The sequence below is a fragment of the Pseudoxanthomonas sp. 97-1-1 genome (assembly GCF_057773125.1).
This window is the reverse complement of sequence record NZ_JBYMTJ010000001.1, coordinates 233128-248630: the sequence shown is the minus strand read 5'-3', so window position 1 is coordinate 248630 and position 15503 is coordinate 233128. Positions and strand designations below refer to the sequence as shown.

Sequence of the window (15503 nt, the reverse complement as noted above, 5' to 3'; positions counted from 1 at the left end):
CGGGGAGAAGGAAGCGACAGGTGCGCCTCACCCGGATTCCCTCAGGCCCCCGAAACGCGTGCCTTGTTCCGCAGCGACAGGCAGTAGGCCATCGTCACCGCGATGCCCAGCAGTACCGCCAGCGAACCGCCGATGACCGCCACATCCTTCGGCGCCGCGATCCAGAACCCCGCATAGATCAACCCGCTGAGCGCCATCGACCAGCCGGCCACGCGCTGCGCCTGCCGCGCCCGCGCACTGGGCACGAACCGCTTGGGCATCTGGTTGCCGAACCACGCCACCATCAAGCCGATGGCGCCCATCACGATGCGATCGACCATTTCGCTGTCGACATAACCCTGCGAGCGGGCGAACGTTGCGCACAACGCCAGCACCACGATGCCGACACCCCACGCCAGACTGGTAAGCACTTCTCTGTTCATCGCGTAGACCCCTTTTTTGACTTCGGGGCGGCCTTGCCCGCGCCGAACGAGTGGACGAAGCCGAGCAGTGCGTCTTCCAGCACCGACAGCTTCAGGTGATAGATCACGGACTTGCCGACCTTTTCCGCATGCACCAGATCGGCTTCTTTCAACACCGCGAAGTGCGCCGACATCGTCGGCTTGGAGACATCGAACTGGTCGCTCAGCTCGCCCGCACTCAGCGGGCCCTTGCGCAGCAACTGCAGCACCTGGCGGCGGGTGGGATCGGAGAGGGCGCGGAAGATCTGGCTCATGATGTGATAGTTAGCTAATCATCGAAATGTGTCAAGCGCCATTGGTCGGCGTGGGGCACGGGGCCTCGTGGTGGGCGCTACAGCACCGGCCACCACATGAAGACCATCGCGGCCACGCTGCCGGCCAGGGTGAGCAAGGCCAGCAGCGCCAGCAGGCCGCCCATCGCCACCTTCACCCCCGCATGGCGCGAACGCTCTGCGGCGAAGTACAGCGACAGCACCACCAGCGGCACCATCCAACTGCCGAAGCTGACCAGGATGAAGGGCGCGCCCGTGTAATCGATCTTGATGCCCAGCGGCGTCAGCACCAGCCCGGCCAGCATGATGCCGATGCGCAGGAACCACACCCCGTTCACCAGCAGATACGCGCGCAGCGCATGCCGCCGGTGCGCCGCGAAATCCTTGCCCCGCGCACTGCGCCAGGCCAGCAGCGCGAAGACCACGATCAGCAGTCCGTTCAACGAGATCGACAGATTGCTGGCCGGCCCCAACTGCGACCCGCGCACCCAGACCAGCCAGAAGCCGGTCAGCGTGACCACCAGCGCCACCGACAGGAACACCCGCCCGTTCCACCGGTGCAGATGCGGCCAACGCCGCCGCAGCGCCGGCACCAGTTGCCAGGCCCCGGCGAAGGTCACCAGCCCGGCCAGCAGCGCGTGACCGACGAACTGCAGGTTCCCGACGACATCTCCCGGCACATAGCCGGTGACGTGCGGCTTGGCGTTGAGCGGCGACAGATCGCCGCCCAGCATCGGCCCGCCGAAGAACAGCACGATGAACGCCACGAACGCCCATTGACCGACGGTGGCGGCGATGAACCAGGCGGTGGCGCCGAGCGACAGCAGGCGGGATGGCGGAGGGAGGGGAACAGACGCCGTCATGGCAAGACTCCGGGGAAGGGAGCGTCACCGTGCGCGGCGCCTGTGGGGGCCGTCTCGCCGATTCGGAAATCGGCCAGCCGGATCGTGCACGGTGATTCGGCGTGCCCGGCCGTGACCGATGGCGGTTGGCGCGGGGCGCCCCGGGTCGCACGCTGTGGCGGACTCCACGAGGACGCGACCATGCCGAGCTGGCCGACCATCACCACGGGCGTCGCCGTCACGGTGGCGGTGGCCTCATTGCTGGTGCTGCTGTGGCAACGCCCCAAGCGCGATGCCGAGGTGATCTTTGCCGTGGTGAGCGGCTCGATGGCGCTCTCGCTGATGGCGCCGTGGATGGAAGGCGCGCCGACCTGGATGGTGTGGGCGGTTGCCATCGGCGGCAGCGCGACGTGCAACGGGTTCTGGCTGGTGTCGCGGGCACTGTTCCGCGGTGAGGGCGGTGTGGGCCGGGTGCATGTGCTGGCCGCGGCCGGCGTGGCGCTGCTGATTGCCGCGTACCGCGGCGCCACGCTGGGCGGGCAGGGCACGGCGTCACCCTGGGCGTTTGGACTGGGCAGCCTGCTGACGCTGGCCAGTTCCACCCTGCTTGTGCTGACCTTTCTGGAAGCATTGCGCGGCAGTTGGGCGTCGTTGCCGCGCGCCGAACGCCGGTTGCGACTGGCTTTCATGCTGCTGTTCGCCGCGTGCGTGCTGACCACCACGCTGACGGGCGCGCTGGCCGCGACCTGGCCGTTGCTGACGGAGGTGCGGGGTGGGGTGATTCCGCTGTGTGCGATGGCGATGATCCTGTTCACCCACGGCGCGCTGTGGCGCCGCCGCCACGTGCCGTGGCCGGTGACCGACGCGCCGCCGGCCGAGCGTGCGCCGGCCAGTCCGCCGGGCGCGGAAGAAATCCGCCTGCTGCGCGCATTGCAGCACCAGTTGGACGTGGTGCAGGTCTACCGCGAGCCGGAGTTGAAGGTGATCGATCTGGCGCACCGGCTGGGCACGGCCGAACACAAGCTGAGCCGGTTGATCACCCAGACGCTGGGCGAGAAGAATTTCAACCAGATGATCAACCGCCACCGCATCGCCTACGCCTGCGGCCGGCTGGTGGATGCAGGCGACGACGCCACCATCCTCGACATCAGCGGCGATGCCGGCTTCGCCTCGCTGGGTCCGTTCAATCGCGCGTTCAAGATCGCGACGGGCTACACGCCGACGGCCTACCGCACGGCGCACCGCGCGCGCGCTCGTGCCGGATTGGAGTTTTCGTAGACGGGACGGGCTGCATCCACCCGGCCAACGCGGTGAAGGATGCCGACGTAATGTTGTGAAGAGGGCGTCGCCCGCGTGTCCGTGGCACCCTACGCGCATCCCTTTGTTGTGAGACAACGCATGCTGCGCACGCTGGCCCTGTCCCTCTGCCTGTTCATCACCACCGCCACCGCCGCCGAACCCGTGTTCGACGTGCACGTCCATCTGCGCGACGGCGAAACCTCGCTGCGTGACTACCGCGAAACCGTCCGCGCCGCCGGCCTGGAACTCTCCGGCATTGGCGTGATGTGGTTCGGCGGCCCGCACCAGGCCCGGCAGGGCGACCTGGCGAAGATCCGCGCCGGCAACGACCGCGTGATCGTGCTGGCGGCCGCGCATGCCGACGCGGTGCCCATCGCCACCGTCCACCCGTACGACGGCGACGCGGCCCTGGCCGAACTGGCCCGCGTCGCCGCCGCCGGCGTGAAGGTGCTGAAGATCCACGCCCACACCCAGGGCTTCGACGTCGCCGACCCGCGCGTGGAAACCCTCGTGCGCAAGGCCGGCGAACTCGGCATCGCCGTGCTGATGGACAATGCCAACATCCTGCCCGGTGACAGCGAAAAACTGTTCAACCTGGTGGTGCGCGAGCCGAAGACGAAGTTCATCCTCGCCCACATCGGCGGCTTGAACTTCCGCTTCTGGAACATCCTCGCCCTCGCGCGCACCGCCGACGGCTTCGGCTTCGAGAACCTCTACTTCGACATCTCCGCCACTGTGCTGGTGGTGGCTGATTCGCCGGTGGAAGAGGAATTCCTCTGGACCCTGCGCAACGTGGGCATGGACCACGTGCTGCTGGGCTCGGACTACCCGCAGATCAGCCTCGACGCCACAGTGAAGGCACTGGACCGCCTGGACCTGAGCGACGAAGAGAAAGCGAAGATCCGCAGCGGCAACGCGATGAAGCTGTTCGGCCGCTGACGCCGTGTGGATGCCTCCGCCGCAGGGTTGCTCGGCGGAACATCGCATCGGTGTTCGTCGATGTGGCAACGCGATCTTGCACGGTCCGCAATGGCGGGCTGGAGCCCGCCCTAGGATGGGCTGGCGTCGTCGCGCACCCGCTGTACGCGTTGGCGATACGCCCGCACATTGTCGCCATCGATGCGGGTGCGCTGGGTGCCCTTGACCTCGTCGACCTTGCGGTCCGCGCCGGTCACCGGCTTGGCCACGATCTCCGTCTCGCGCTCGAAGGCGTGCGACTTGTCGGTATTGCGGTAATACCGGTACAGCGCCCAGTACAGGGCGCTGGCGCCCGCCGGACCCAGTGCAAGCAGCCATAGACCGCTGTCGTCGCTCATGCGCCCGCCCAGATGATCGCGAGGGCGATGCCCTCCAGGAATGTGCCCACGGTCAGCGCCGCCAGCAGCAGCTTCCAGTGCTGCACCGGCACGCTGCCCATGGTTTCGCCCGTGCGGCCGTTGACCGCGATGTAGTGCAGCATGCCGCCGTTGCTGCCCGGCTGGTGGTACGAGTACAGCCACACCGGCAGGTACATGGACACCCAGCGCGTCCCATGGACTTCAAGACGTTCCTGTTCCCAGCGTACGCCCCGGTCGTAACGGTGCACCGAGCCTTCCACCTGCGCGCGCGCGATGGACAGCAGCTGGTCTTCCAGGCGCGGGCGCAGCTGTTCCACATCGGTATCGCGCTTCTCGGACGTGAAGCCCGACAGGTACGACGCGTTCCACTTCACCGCGTTCTTGGTATCGAACGGCAGGATGGTGTTGATGATGTTCTGCGTGTTGACGCGCGTATCCAGGTTGCCGCGCTCGGTGGAGGATTCCAGCGGCAGGTCGTCCACGGTGAAGTCCACCGCCCGCTCCACCTGGTACACGTCGGCGTCGTAGTAGGTCTTCTTGTTCTTGTCGGTGCCGCGCGTGTAGGTGCGGGTGAGGATCTCGCCCTTGCCGGCGACCTCCGCGCTCGCGTTGCCGTCCACGATCATGTAGGGCAGGTACACGCCGACGACGTTCTCCGGCGTGAACTGCCCCTTGAACGCCTTCAGCGCGAACATCCGCCGCTTGTCCACGAACTGGCGGATGCGCGCGACGGCATCGTCCTTCTTGATGTGGAACGGCAGCACCGCATCCGGCACCGCGCCGTTGGCGATCTGTTCGTTCACGCCGAACACGTGGCGGCACCAGTGGCAGCGCGCGGTCATCGCGCTCCCGGTGTTGACGGTCACCTCGGCGCCGCAGCCGGTGCACTTGAAGGTCATCAGGACGGCGGCATCGGCGGCGATGTCGCGCGCGCCGGAGGCGATGATCGTGCCGCGCAGGTCCGCATGGCCCTGGCCGAAACCGAATGCCTCCTCGACGCGCGCGCCGACCCATTCGTGGCGGCAGTACAGGCACACCAGCACATCGCTGCCCAGCTTGTGGCGGATGTCGGTGGCGCCGCACTTCGGGCAGTGGTTCTGCCCGTCCTTCAGCTCGGCCGAGGCGGTGTCGATGGCGACCGGATCGGGCGCTTCCAGTTCCTCACGGATGGCGTCGGGCAGGGTGGCGGGGTCGACCGGGAAACTCCCGGGCAACGGTGGAACCTCCTGGGGCGAACCCGGGCCTGCAGGAGGAGCCGGCGGCAACGGCGGGGGCGCCGGGCGATGCGGGCTGGACATGGGCGGTGTGCGGTTCCGGTTACAGGCCCAGTGCCTTTGCCTTCAGTGCGTCGTAGTCGGCCTGGGTGATCAGGCCGAGGTCGAGCATCTGCTTGGCTTTCTGCAGCTTGGCCACGGGATCTTCGGCGGCCGGTGCGGCCGGGGCCACCGGCTGCTGCAGCGCGCCCACACCGCCCACCATGCCCGAGGCCATGCCCACGCCGACCAGGCCTGCCGCGCCGCCGGTCTCGCCGGCGGACTGGATGCCCTGGGCCACGCTGGCCTGCAGGTTGGAATTGCCGCGCGCGCCAGACAATGCATCGGCGCGTTGCACGGTCTTCAGCAGTTCACGGGTGTTGGCGTCGTACTCGATGGAGACGATGGCGGTCTTGACGATGGCCAGGCCGCGGTCGGAGCTCCACTGGTAACCCCGCTCGACGGCCGCGGACAGGCTCTGCGCAAAGCCCAGCGAATCCTGCTGGATCTTGGTGATGCGGTTGCCCTTGGACGGATCGTTCGTGTACAGGCTGAAGGCCGGGGCGAGCGAGCCGACCACTTCGTTGAACAGTTGGCCGGCGGCCGCATTGTCCAGGTCGGTGAAGTCGAACACCTTGCCCGGCTGCAGGTACGCCGCCGGCACGAAGTTTTTCACGAACAGGATGGGGTCGACGATCTTCAGCGTGTACGAGCCGCGCGTGATCGCGCCGACCTGGGTGTTGAGGAAGCCGTCGTCCCAGTAGATCTCGGACTGGGTGCCGAAGCGGTTCTCGGGCAGTTCCTTCAGCGAGACGAAGAACGCCGCCTGCTGCGAGCCCGGCTGGCCGCCGAACTTGAAGCGCTCCCAGCTCTGGGTGATGAAAGTCGACACGATGCCGTCGCCGGCGAAGATCGACTTCGAGTTGATGTCGTCCGAGCGCCACTCGTAACCGCCCGGCTCGGCGACGAACGCGGTGATCGCGCCGTCCTGCATCAGCAGCAGGCCGTAGCCTTCGGGCACGATGATCTTCGAGCCGTTGGTGATGATGTTGGTCGAGCCGCTGGTGTTGGAACCGCGCCCGGCATTGGTGCCCTGCGGCACCGCGGCGAACAGCGCCGCCGTCGCCGGCAGGCCGGCCGGCACCGTGTAGAAGTCCTTCCACTGGTCGCCCAGCACGCCACCCACCGCACCCACCACCGCCTGTACAAGACCCATGACATCGCTCCGTGATTCGTGGGCGGGTAGGGCACCCGCCAAGCCGGTCCGAGTATACCGATCCCCCCGCAGATGCCATGGCGCAGAGGTCATGCCGGTCCGGGGGGCACGCAGGTGTCATGCCGCTGTCATGCGAACGCGGGGATTCTGGCTACCATGCCGTCATGTCTGCCGACGACACCGCTGCCACCCTCGATTCCGACCTGCCGCTGGTGCAGCGCGAGTTTCCGTGGCCGATCCGCGTGGGATGCGTCCTCGCCGGCGCGTTCGCCATCGTCATGCCGCTCTGGGAGCTGGGCAGGGGGCTGTGGCCGCTGAACGTCGCCACCCCGTTCTTCGCGGTCATCGTGGGCGGTGCGGGCTACGTGGGTCTGCAGTTCATCCGCGCGGGGCTGTCGGGCTGGGGCGATCACTGGCAGTACTCGCCGCACACCATCGTGGTACAGCGGCGGGCGTGGGGTCGACTGACCACCACCCGCCTGACGACCACCAACGTGGCCGCCGTGGAGGTGCGCCGGAGCGAAGACGCCGACCACGACCAGGCGCCGTGGCAGGTCGTCATCGTGCCGCGGCCCACGTTCTCCGGCCTGTCCGCGGTCGCTGGCCCGGGCGGCGTGTTCGATGCCGGCTGCTACGGGTCGCAGGACTACGCCGAGCGCGTGCGGCGCGCGTTGATCGACCACCTGGGGCTGTGAGCGTCAGCCGCGGATCGCGGCCTCGATCCTGGCGATGTCGATCTTGCGCATCTCCATCATCGCTTCGAACGCGCGCTTGGCGACACCCTTGTCCGGGCTGGTGAAGGCTTCGGTCAGCACGCGCGGGGTGATCTGCCAGTTCAGGCCCCACTTGTCCTTGCACCAGCCGCAGGCGCTTTCCTGGCCGCCGTTGCCGACGATGGCATTCCACAGCCGGTCGGTTTCTTCCTGGTCGTCGGTGGCGATCTGGAACGAAAACGCTTCGGTCTGCTTGAATGCCTTGCCGCCGTTGAGGCCGACGCAGGGGATGCCCAGGACGCTGAACTCCACCGTCAGCACGTCGCCTTCCTTGCCGGACGGGAAGTCCGCCGGGGCATGGTGGACGGCCTTCACTTCGCTGTCCGGGAAGATGCTGGCGTAGAAGGTCGCGGCGTCCAGCGCGTCGGTGTCGTACCAGAGGCATAGGGTGTTCTTGGGGATCATCTTGGTTCTCCTGTGGGGGGGCAGTACGGCGGGGCGATCATCGCGGCGCCGTTTGAAAGGCAGGGTGAAGCGGGCGGAGTGGGTGTTCAGTGGCCAGCGAACGCGCCGGTACGCACCTCGCCATCGCGCAGGTAGTGCGTGACCAGCACCCCGGCCGACGTGGTCGCGGACGAGGCCAGCCGCAATGCCGATGCCCGCGTGCCGGCGTCGAACAGGCGCTTGCCGTGGCCCAGCAGCACCGGGTAGACCAGCAGGCGGAGTTCGTCCACCACATCGGCGGACAGCAGTTGATGCAGCAGGTCGCTGCTGCCTTGCGTCACCAGGTCCGGGCCCTCGCCGCGCTTGAGTTCGCGCAGGGCGGCGACGGGATCCGTGCCCAGGGCACGACTGTTCCGCCACGCGAGCGTGTCCGGATGATGGGTGGCGACATGCTTGGTGGCGTTGTTGAACGCATCGGCGATGTGGCCGTGCGGGGCATCGCTGGGCACCTGCGGCCAGTAGTTGGCGAAGATGTCGTAGGTGCGGCGCCCGAGCACCAGGTCGAACGGGCGCGAGAACACGCCCCCCATCACCTCGCCGTCGCCGGCATGGGGCCATACCCAGCCGCCATGCGCGAAGCCGCCGCTGCGGTCTTCGTCCGGGCCGCCGGGTGCCTGGATCACGCCGTCGAGGCTGGCCATGACGGCCACGATGAGCTTGCGCATGTCGGGTTTCCTTGCGGACGCCGGTGTCCGCCTTTCTTCCACGACGAGCGGGCGCGGCGGAAATCGACAGCCCGCATCACGCGCGTGGTTGATCCCGATCAATGCGCTGATCCGCCGTGTCCGCGATGCTGCCCGCACCCTCAGCGAGGTCATGCACATGAAAGCGAACGTAGGCGGTTTCGACAAAGGGGCCCGCATCGTGGTGGGCGCGCTGCTCATCGGCTGGGCCGCGACCGGCGGGCCGGCGTGGGCCTGGATCGGGGTGGTGCCGCTGGCGACCGGCCTGTTCAATTTCTGCCCGCTGTACCGCCTGATCGGCGTGAACACCTGCCGGCGCTGAGCCACGCATTCCGTGCGGGGCGGACGTGAGTCCGTGACGGCGCTTCGCCGGTACCACGGCACTGTGCCTGCGTTGTTGGCTGCGGCATGGGTTGCTACCCTGCCTGCGGATCCGGATCGACAGGCGGTTGAATGCACAGGCGAAACTTTCTCGGAACGGCAGCGCTTGCCGCCACGGCGTTGATGCTGCCCATCGCAGGCAGTCATCGCGCCTTCGCCGCCACGCCGCGCAAGCGCCTGCTTCCGCCCGCGCTGAATCCCGGCGACACCGTTGCCCTGGTCAGCCCCTCCGGCGCCACCGACGATCCCCTCGACCTGCAACTGGCGCAGGAAGCGATGGAAGCGCTCGGGTTGAAGGTGAAGGTGGCGCCGCACTTTGCCGCACGGCATGGGCACCTGGCCGGCAGCGACAGCGAACGTGCAGGCGATCTCAACGCCATGTTCGGCGACAAGGACGTCAAGGCGATCGTCTGCGTGCGCGGTGGTTCCGGCGCCGCGCGCCTGCTGCCGCTGCTGGACTACGGCCTGATCCGCCGCAATCCCAAGGTGCTGCTGGGGTATTCGGACATCACCGCGCTGCACAATGCGTTGCTGTCGCAGGCCGGGCTGGTGAGCTTCCATGGTCCGATCGGCGCGGGCAGCTGGAATGCCTTCAACGCCGACCAGTTCCGCCGCGTCTTCTTCGAGCGCGAGCAGATGCAGTACCGGAATACGGCCGAAAAAGGCGACGAGCTCGTGCAGCGCAGGAACCGCACCGTCACCATCACCGGCGGCAAGGCGCAGGGCGAACTGGTGGGCGGCAACCTGTCGGTGCTGGTGGCGCTGGCCGGCTCACCGTACCTGCCGGATTTCAGCGGCAAGATCCTGTTCCTGGAAGACGTGTCCGAAGCGCCGTACCGCATCGACCGCATGCTCAGCACGCTGCGGCTGATGGGCGCCCTGGACAAGGTGGCGGGGGTGATCTTCGGCGAATGCACCGACTGCGATCCCGGCAACGGCTACGGCTCGCTCACGCTGCCGCAGATCTTCGACGATTACTTCAAGCCGCTGAAGGTCCCGGCCTACCGCGGCGCGATGATCGGCCATATCCGCCAGCAGTTCATCGTGCCCGTCGGCGGCAGGGTGGAGATGGACGCGGACGCGGGGACGTTCCGGATGCTGGAGCCCGTGTTCCAGGGGTGAGCGACACCGTCGGTGATCGGGCTTGGCATCGCGTATGCCTGGCGAAGGCGCGCTGCGCCGCGACTTGAGCGTGCCCGGCGTGCATGGGAGCATCGCGTCCCGGTGACAGGAGACGCGCGCATGACGAAGGCCACACCGCAGCCCGCCGGCGACGCCGCGCGCCGTATCGACGCCCGCATCGATGAACTGCGCGATTGGCGGCGACATGCTCTCGCGCGTGCGTGCGCTGATCCACCAGGCCGATCCCGATGTCGTGGAGAACGTGAAGTGGGTCAAGCCCACCAATCCCCACGGCGTGCCGACCTGGTCGCACGACGGCCTGGTGTGCACCGGCGAGGTCTACAAGGCGTACGTGAAGCTGACCTTCGCGCATGGGGCGTCGCTGGCGGATCCGGACGGTCTGTTCAATGCCAGCCTCGACGGCGGCACGCGTCGCGCCATCGACATCCGCGAGCGCGACACGCTGGATGGTCCTGCGTTCAAGGCGCTGTTCCGTGCCGGGATCGCCTTCAACACGGGCAGAATATCCCGCAAGTAGGGTGTCCCGCATGGCAGACAAGAGCACCAAGCCACGGCTGCTGTCCGGCGGCAATCCGCAGATCCCGAAAGGCGATGGCGATGCGCCGGTGCAGGCCTATCTCGCCGCGATTCCCGGCTGGAAGCGCGCCATCGCCGAACGCCTGGATGCGCTGGTCGGGCAACACGTGCCGGGCGTGCGCAAGGCGGTGAAATGGAATTCGCCCTTTTATGGCGCACCGGATGCCGAGGGATGGTTCCTGTCGTTCCATTGCTTCGAGCGCTACCTCAAGGTCACCTTCTTCCGCGGCCAATCCCTGCAACCGGTGCCACCGGAAGCCTCGAAGTCGCAGGACACACGCTACGTGCACCTGCGCGAGGACGAGGATTTCAACGAAGCGCAGCTCGCCGACTGGGTGAAGCAGGCGAGCCGCCTGCCGGGCGAGACGCTGTAGGACACGCAGGCGCCGCGCGTTTCACATCATCAGGCAGTCGATGCCGTCCAGCACGATGTGGATCACCAGGCCAACGCCGAACCAGCGCGTCTTCCGGGGAATGACCAGCGCGCCATACGCCAGCATCGCCGGCCACGTATGCAGCGGATGGAAGCCGATGCTGCATCGGCCCGGCGCGTAGACCGGGTCGGCGAGCAGATGGTCGAGATCGATCACCCAGGCGGCCAGCATCCACAGGGCCGCGCGTTTCCACGCCTTCGGCCAGAACACGCGCGCAGTGGCCACGGGCACGATGACGTGCAGCAGCAGGTGGAGCAGGGGGCGGAGTTCGGCATCGGGCATGGCGGGTTCAGCGCCGTGCGGCCAGCCAGCGGTCGAGCTGGTTGGCGAAGGCCTGGCGGTCGCGCGCATTGAAGGTCGCCGGGCCGCCGGTCTGCACGCCCGCGCCGCGCAGCTCTTCCATGAAGTTCCGCATCGACAGGCGTTCGGCGATGTTGTCCGGCGTGAAGCGCTCGCCGCGCGGGTCGATGGCCTGCGCGCCGTTGGCCAGCACGCGCGCCGCCAGCGGGATGTCCTGGGTGATGACCAGGTCGCCGACCCGGGCGCGTTCGACGATGGCGTCGTCGGCCACGTCGAAGCCCCCCTGGACCTGCAGCGAGCGGATGAAGCGGGAAGGCGGCGTGCGCAGCCACTGGTTGGCGACCAGGGTGACCTCCACCTGGGCGCGTTCCGCGGCGCGGAACAGGATGTCCTTGACAGGCCCCGGGCAGGCATCGGCATCCACCCATACCTGGGTGGCAGGGGCCGCGCCGTCGGTCATTCCGGTGCGGTGTCGGGCGCGCCCGGCTCGGGGGCGGCACCGGGCTGGGCCGCATCGCGTTCGGCGCGTTTCTTCGCGTCCTTTTCGTCTTTCTTCTTCTTCTTGGCCAGCTCACGCTGGCGTTTTTCGAACGAATAGTTGGGTTTTGCCATGGACAAGGTCACCTGGGGGCGGGAATGGGGCGTGGCGTGCCGATGGGCGTTCCACAGGCGTACACGATAGCCCGCATCCGTTGCCTGCGGGAAACCGGCATGAAAACAGCCATTTGCGAGGGCCGTGCAACGGTGCGGATGCCGCCTGTGCGCGGGCCCGGCAATGCCGGCGTGCCTGGCTCGCGGCCGGCGGCGCGGCTGCTATACCATCGTCGCGTCGGGCGACCCCGGGGGAAGGGGTGCCCATGACGTCCTTCCATGAGGTGATCGATGCGGCGGATTCTCTGCCTGATGCTGGCAGCGCTGGTGCTGGCCGGCTGTGCGAAACGGGTCAAGGAGTCGTTGCCGCCCCCGCCGGAGCAGGCATCGGTGCCTGCACCGCCACCGCCACCGCCACCGCCACCGCCACCGCCACCGCAGGGCAGTGCCGCGGAAGCCGCGCGCATCGAGGCCGCCCGCCGTGCTGCAGCTGAAGCCGCCGCCCGCGCCCAGCAGGAACGCGCCGCCGACAGTGCCCGCCAGGCGGCCGAGCGTGCCGCCCGTGTCCGCGAGGCCGCGCAGTCCGCGAAGCCGCCGAGGTCGGATTTCGTCAACGTCGACGTGTTCTACGCCACCAACCGGATGCCGGCGACCGCGTTCGCCACGCTGCCGCCGGGCGATCGCTTCACCGCGGGTGTCGCAAGGCAGCTGACCTACGGCACCGCACGCATCAGCATCCCGAAGGCGCATGTCCCCGGTGAACTGGAATCACCGCGCTGGTACCTGATGGAGTTCAAGGAAGACCCCAAGCAGCACATCATCCTGCAGGAGGTCGACCGGCTGGCACAGGCCCCGTTCTTTGCCAGGCTGTACGGGCGCGTCGGTGAATCACGCGGCAGCAATGCGTTCGTGTTCGTGCACGGCTACAACGTCAGCTTCCGCGACGCCGCGCGCCGCACCGCGCAGTTGGCCTACGACCTGCGCTTCGACGGTGCGCCGGTGTTCTACAGCTGGCCGTCGCAGGCGGCACTGGCGGGCTATTTCACCGACGAACAATCCATCGCGCGCTCGGTGCCGCTGATCGAGGGCTTCCTGGCCGACATGGCCGACCGCTCGGGGGCGCAGAACCTCTATGTCATCGGCCACAGCATGGGCACGCGTGGCGTCACCCAGGCCATCCGCAACCTGGTGGCGAAGCGGCCGGAACTGCGCGGGCGCTTCCGCGGCATCATCCTGGCCGCGCCCGACATCGATGCGAAGGTGTTCCGCGAGGAGCTCGCGCCCGCCCTGCGGCAGGCCAGCGGCCATGTGACCCTGTACGCCTCGTCCGAAGACATGGCGCTGAAGGCGTCCAGGCAGGTCAATCGCGGGCCCCGTGCCGGCGACACCAGCGAGGGCGTGGTGCTGGTGAGCGGCGTGGACACCATCGATGTCTCCGGCGTGGACCAGAGCATGCTGGCGCATTCCTACTTCATGGAATCGGACAAGGTGATGGGTGACATCCGCGAGATGTTCCGCGCCCACCAGCCCGCCGCACGGCGCAAGCCGCTGCAACCGGTAAAGCTGGGCACGGGCATGTTCTGGAAGATCCTGCCGCCGCCATGACGCGGCAGCAGGATGGCGCCGTCATGGCAGCGTGTAGGTGACCGACAGTTTCGCGGTGGCGCCCTTGTCGATCCACAGGTAGTGCGTTGCGGTCGGGTTGGCGTTGAAACGCAGCCGCAGCTGGGTGCGGCCGGTGCGGTTGATCGCCGCACGCCCGGAGGTATCGAACACGGTGCTGGTCTGGTTGCCGCCACTGAAGGACGGCACCTGCGCGCTGTTGGTCGTGGTCGTGGCGGCTGCCCAATCCGCCGCTTCGATGGTGCACGCGCCGAGGCAGCCGCTGCGCACGTCGACGACCAGCGTGTTGCCGGCGGGATTGCTCCACGGATCGCCGCTGGCGCTGCGGTAGGCCACCGTCAGCGCGGCCGACGTGACCACGGCGTTGTCCGGCAGCGATGAGGTATCGAACGCCAGCACCGCACGGTTGTGGTTGCCATCGGTGCCGCGTCCTATCGCGAGGCCGTAGTACGCCTCCAGCGTGCCCACGGCTGCGCCGCTGCCGGTGGCGCTGGCTTTCACGTAGCCATCGTTGGCGTCCTCGTTGTTGAACACCACGGTGACCGGCGATCCGCCGCCGGTCCCGCCGCTGACGGTGACATTGACCGCTGTGGAGGTGCCTGTATTGCCGGCGAGGTCCAATGCCCGCGCCTGCAACACGTGCGCGCCGTCGCTGGTGCCGCTGCTGCTCCACGCCAGGCTGTAGGGCGCGCTGGCATCGCTGCCGAGCAACGCACCGTCCAGCAGGAAGTCCACGCCCGCCACGCCGATGTCGTCGTTGGCGGTGGCTGCCAGCGTCACCGTGCCGCTGATGGTGGCGCCGTTGGCGGGCGAGGTCAGGGCGACGGTCGGCGGCACGCCGTCCAGGTTGTCCAGGCCGAAGAAGCGGGCGATGTGGTAACTGGAGCAGATGTTCACGTCGAGGATGTAGGCGCCCGCCGTGCCGCACTGCGTTTCGCCGGTGCCCGGGTCCACCGGCGTGCCGTGGCCCATGCCGGTGATGACATAGGTCTCCACCTTTGCGGTGCCGGTGGCGTCCTTGTAGACCTTGTGCGGATAGCCGCTGACGGTATCGCTGGCGTCGGCCACGGTGTCGATGCCATGCACGTCGGCCCACTGCTCCAGGCTTTCGGTCAGGTTGGCGGGTCGCACGGTGTAGTCGGCGTCGCCATGCCAGATGGACACGATCGGCCAGGGCCCGGTCCAGGTGCTGGCGGCACGCACCTTCGCGCCCCATTGCGCGGGAGTCAGATCGCTGCCGGGACTCATGCAGCTGAAGGCGGCGGTCTGCGTGGTCGCGCAGCGGTAGGGAATGCCGGCCACGATGGCACCGCCAGCGAACACGTCCGGATACGTCGCCAACATCACCGAGGCCATCGCGCCGCCGGCAGACAGGCCGGTGACATAGACGCGCGCGGGATCGATGCCGTGGTCGGCGATCATCCGATCGACCATCTGCTTGATCGACAGCGGTTCGCCCTGGCCACGTGCGGTGTCGGCGGTTTCGAACCAGTTGAAGCAGCGGCTGCTGTTGTTGCCGGTTTGCTGCTCGGGTAGCAGCAGGGCGAAGCTGAAGCGGTTGGCGAGCAGTTCCCAGCCCGTCTCGGCATCGTAGTTGGAGGCGGACTGCGCGCAGCCGTGCAAGGCCACGACCAGCGGCGCATCCGTCGGCAGGCCGGTGGGAACGTACTTGTGCATGCGCAGGTTGCCGGGATTGCTGCCGAAGCCGGTGACTTCGGTCAGCGCCAACGCGTGGCCGCTGGCCAGCATCAGGAACAGCGAGGAGAGAAGCAGGCCCGCGCGGCGGAAACGGGCGCGCGGGAGGGAACGACACAGCAGCGCAGCGATCGACATCGACGGCACCTCGGGTGTGAAGTGCCGGCAGTGGGCCACACG

Annotated in this window: 19 protein-coding genes and 1 pseudogene; 8 read left to right on the top strand and 12 right to left on the bottom strand. The window is 68.0% G+C overall.

What is annotated here, in order from left to right:
• Nucleotides 1-41: 41 nt before the first annotated feature.
• The 3 genes from AC3DET_RS01120 to AC3DET_RS01110 all read right to left on the bottom strand — a co-directional run bounded on the left by AC3DET_RS01120 (nucleotide 42) and on the right by AC3DET_RS01110 (nucleotide 1596).
• Nucleotides 42-422 (bottom strand): hypothetical protein, encoded by a 381-nt coding sequence (locus tag AC3DET_RS01120; RefSeq protein ID WP_488390456.1) that lies wholly within the window; start codon nucleotides 420-422, stop codon nucleotides 42-44.
• Nucleotides 419-715 carry an autorepressor SdpR family transcription factor gene (locus tag AC3DET_RS01115; RefSeq protein WP_488390455.1) on the bottom strand — a complete coding sequence of 99 codons (297 nt, stop codon included), beginning with the start codon at nucleotides 713-715 and terminating at the stop codon, nucleotides 419-421. The genes AC3DET_RS01120 and AC3DET_RS01115 overlap by 4 nt, the downstream gene beginning before the upstream one ends.
• Before the next feature lie 77 nt (nucleotides 716-792).
• The gene (locus AC3DET_RS01110) at nucleotides 793-1596 is read right to left on the bottom strand and encodes a DUF2306 domain-containing protein (protein ID WP_337729956.1); all 804 of its coding nucleotides are present in this window, start codon (nucleotides 1594-1596) and stop codon (nucleotides 793-795) included.
• Between the two features lie 180 nt (nucleotides 1597-1776).
• Here AC3DET_RS01110 and AC3DET_RS01105 point away from each other — a divergent pair, with 180 nt between their 5' ends.
• Together AC3DET_RS01105 and AC3DET_RS01100 are read left to right on the top strand one after the other, a co-directional pair.
• Nucleotides 1777-2853: a helix-turn-helix domain-containing protein gene (locus AC3DET_RS01105; RefSeq protein WP_488390454.1), complete on the top strand. Its 1077-nt coding sequence runs from the start codon at nucleotides 1777-1779 to the stop codon at nucleotides 2851-2853.
• Between the two features lie 120 nt (nucleotides 2854-2973).
• Nucleotides 2974-3813 carry an amidohydrolase family protein gene (locus tag AC3DET_RS01100; RefSeq protein WP_488390453.1) on the top strand — a complete coding sequence of 280 codons (840 nt, stop codon included), beginning with the start codon at nucleotides 2974-2976 and terminating at the stop codon, nucleotides 3811-3813.
• 110 nt (nucleotides 3814-3923) lie between these two features.
• Here AC3DET_RS01100 and AC3DET_RS01095 read toward each other — a convergent pair whose 3' ends face one another.
• The 3 genes from AC3DET_RS01095 to AC3DET_RS01085 are packed head-to-tail and all read right to left on the bottom strand — an operon-like array spanning nucleotide 3924 to nucleotide 6680.
• A complete protein-coding gene (locus AC3DET_RS01095) occupies nucleotides 3924-4190 on the bottom strand; it encodes a hypothetical protein (protein WP_337729952.1) in 267 nt (88 codons plus the stop codon).
• Nucleotides 4187-5509, bottom strand: coding sequence for a TFIIB-type zinc ribbon-containing protein (locus tag AC3DET_RS01090; RefSeq protein WP_488390452.1), 1323 nt, complete (start codon nucleotides 5507-5509; stop codon nucleotides 4187-4189). Before AC3DET_RS01090 ends, AC3DET_RS01095 begins: the two co-directional genes overlap by 4 nt.
• Before the next feature lie 19 nt (nucleotides 5510-5528).
• A complete protein-coding gene (locus tag AC3DET_RS01085; protein WP_488390451.1) occupies nucleotides 5529-6680 on the bottom strand; it encodes an SPFH domain-containing protein in 1152 nt (383 codons plus the stop codon).
• Nucleotides 6681-6844: 164 nt separating this feature from the next.
• On the opposite strand from AC3DET_RS01085, the gene AC3DET_RS01080 reads away from it, so the two are divergent.
• Nucleotides 6845-7375 carry a hypothetical protein gene (locus AC3DET_RS01080; protein ID WP_446537227.1) on the top strand — a complete coding sequence of 177 codons (531 nt, stop codon included), beginning with the start codon at nucleotides 6845-6847 and terminating at the stop codon, nucleotides 7373-7375.
• Between the two features lie 3 nt (nucleotides 7376-7378).
• Here the strand turns inward: AC3DET_RS01080 and AC3DET_RS01075 are convergent, their stop codons facing one another.
• Together AC3DET_RS01075 and AC3DET_RS01070 are read right to left on the bottom strand one after the other, a co-directional pair.
• Nucleotides 7379-7858, bottom strand: coding sequence for a VOC family protein (locus tag AC3DET_RS01075; RefSeq protein WP_337729946.1), 480 nt, complete (start codon nucleotides 7856-7858; stop codon nucleotides 7379-7381).
• Nucleotides 7859-7944: 86 nt separating this feature from the next.
• Nucleotides 7945-8562, bottom strand: coding sequence for a dihydrofolate reductase family protein (locus AC3DET_RS01070; protein WP_488390450.1), 618 nt, complete (start codon nucleotides 8560-8562; stop codon nucleotides 7945-7947).
• A 157-nt stretch (nucleotides 8563-8719) separates the two neighbouring features.
• On the opposite strand from AC3DET_RS01070, the gene AC3DET_RS01065 reads away from it, so the two are divergent.
• The 4 genes and pseudogenes from AC3DET_RS01065 to AC3DET_RS01050 all read left to right on the top strand — a co-directional run bounded on the left by AC3DET_RS01065 (nucleotide 8720) and on the right by AC3DET_RS01050 (nucleotide 11054).
• Nucleotides 8720-8902 carry a YgaP family membrane protein gene (locus AC3DET_RS01065; protein WP_192200993.1) on the top strand — a complete coding sequence of 61 codons (183 nt, stop codon included), beginning with the start codon at nucleotides 8720-8722 and terminating at the stop codon, nucleotides 8900-8902.
• 131 nt (nucleotides 8903-9033) lie between these two features.
• A complete protein-coding gene (locus tag AC3DET_RS01060) occupies nucleotides 9034-10083 on the top strand; it encodes a S66 peptidase family protein (RefSeq protein WP_488390449.1) in 1050 nt (349 codons plus the stop codon).
• Between the two features lie 120 nt (nucleotides 10084-10203).
• Nucleotides 10204-10621: pseudogene (locus tag AC3DET_RS01055) on the top strand (DUF1801 domain-containing protein).
• Between the two features lie 10 nt (nucleotides 10622-10631).
• A complete protein-coding gene (locus AC3DET_RS01050) occupies nucleotides 10632-11054 on the top strand; it encodes a DUF1801 domain-containing protein (RefSeq protein ID WP_192200996.1) in 423 nt (140 codons plus the stop codon).
• Nucleotides 11055-11075: 21 nt separating this feature from the next.
• Here the strand turns inward: AC3DET_RS01050 and AC3DET_RS01045 are convergent, their stop codons facing one another.
• The 3 genes from AC3DET_RS01045 to AC3DET_RS01035 are packed head-to-tail and all read right to left on the bottom strand — an operon-like array spanning nucleotide 11076 to nucleotide 12026.
• A complete protein-coding gene (locus tag AC3DET_RS01045; protein WP_488390448.1) occupies nucleotides 11076-11396 on the bottom strand; it encodes a DUF6122 family protein in 321 nt (106 codons plus the stop codon).
• A 7-nt stretch (nucleotides 11397-11403) separates the two neighbouring features.
• Nucleotides 11404-11874 (bottom strand): YaiI/YqxD family protein, encoded by a 471-nt coding sequence (locus tag AC3DET_RS01040; protein WP_488390447.1) that lies wholly within the window; start codon nucleotides 11872-11874, stop codon nucleotides 11404-11406.
• Complete coding sequence (locus AC3DET_RS01035; protein ID WP_337729940.1) at nucleotides 11871-12026, bottom strand: hypothetical protein; 156 nt, start codon at nucleotides 12024-12026, stop codon at nucleotides 11871-11873. Before AC3DET_RS01035 ends, AC3DET_RS01040 begins: the two co-directional genes overlap by 4 nt.
• A gap of 270 nt (nucleotides 12027-12296) precedes the next feature.
• On the opposite strand from AC3DET_RS01035, the gene AC3DET_RS01030 reads away from it, so the two are divergent.
• A complete protein-coding gene (locus AC3DET_RS01030) occupies nucleotides 12297-13610 on the top strand; it encodes an alpha/beta hydrolase (protein ID WP_488390446.1) in 1314 nt (437 codons plus the stop codon).
• Nucleotides 13611-13631: 21 nt separating this feature from the next.
• On the opposite strand, the gene AC3DET_RS01025 is transcribed toward AC3DET_RS01030, so the two are convergent.
• Nucleotides 13632-15461: an extracellular catalytic domain type 1 short-chain-length polyhydroxyalkanoate depolymerase gene (locus AC3DET_RS01025; protein WP_488390445.1), complete on the bottom strand. Its 1830-nt coding sequence runs from the start codon at nucleotides 15459-15461 to the stop codon at nucleotides 13632-13634.
• Nucleotides 15462-15503: the final 42 nt, after the last annotated feature.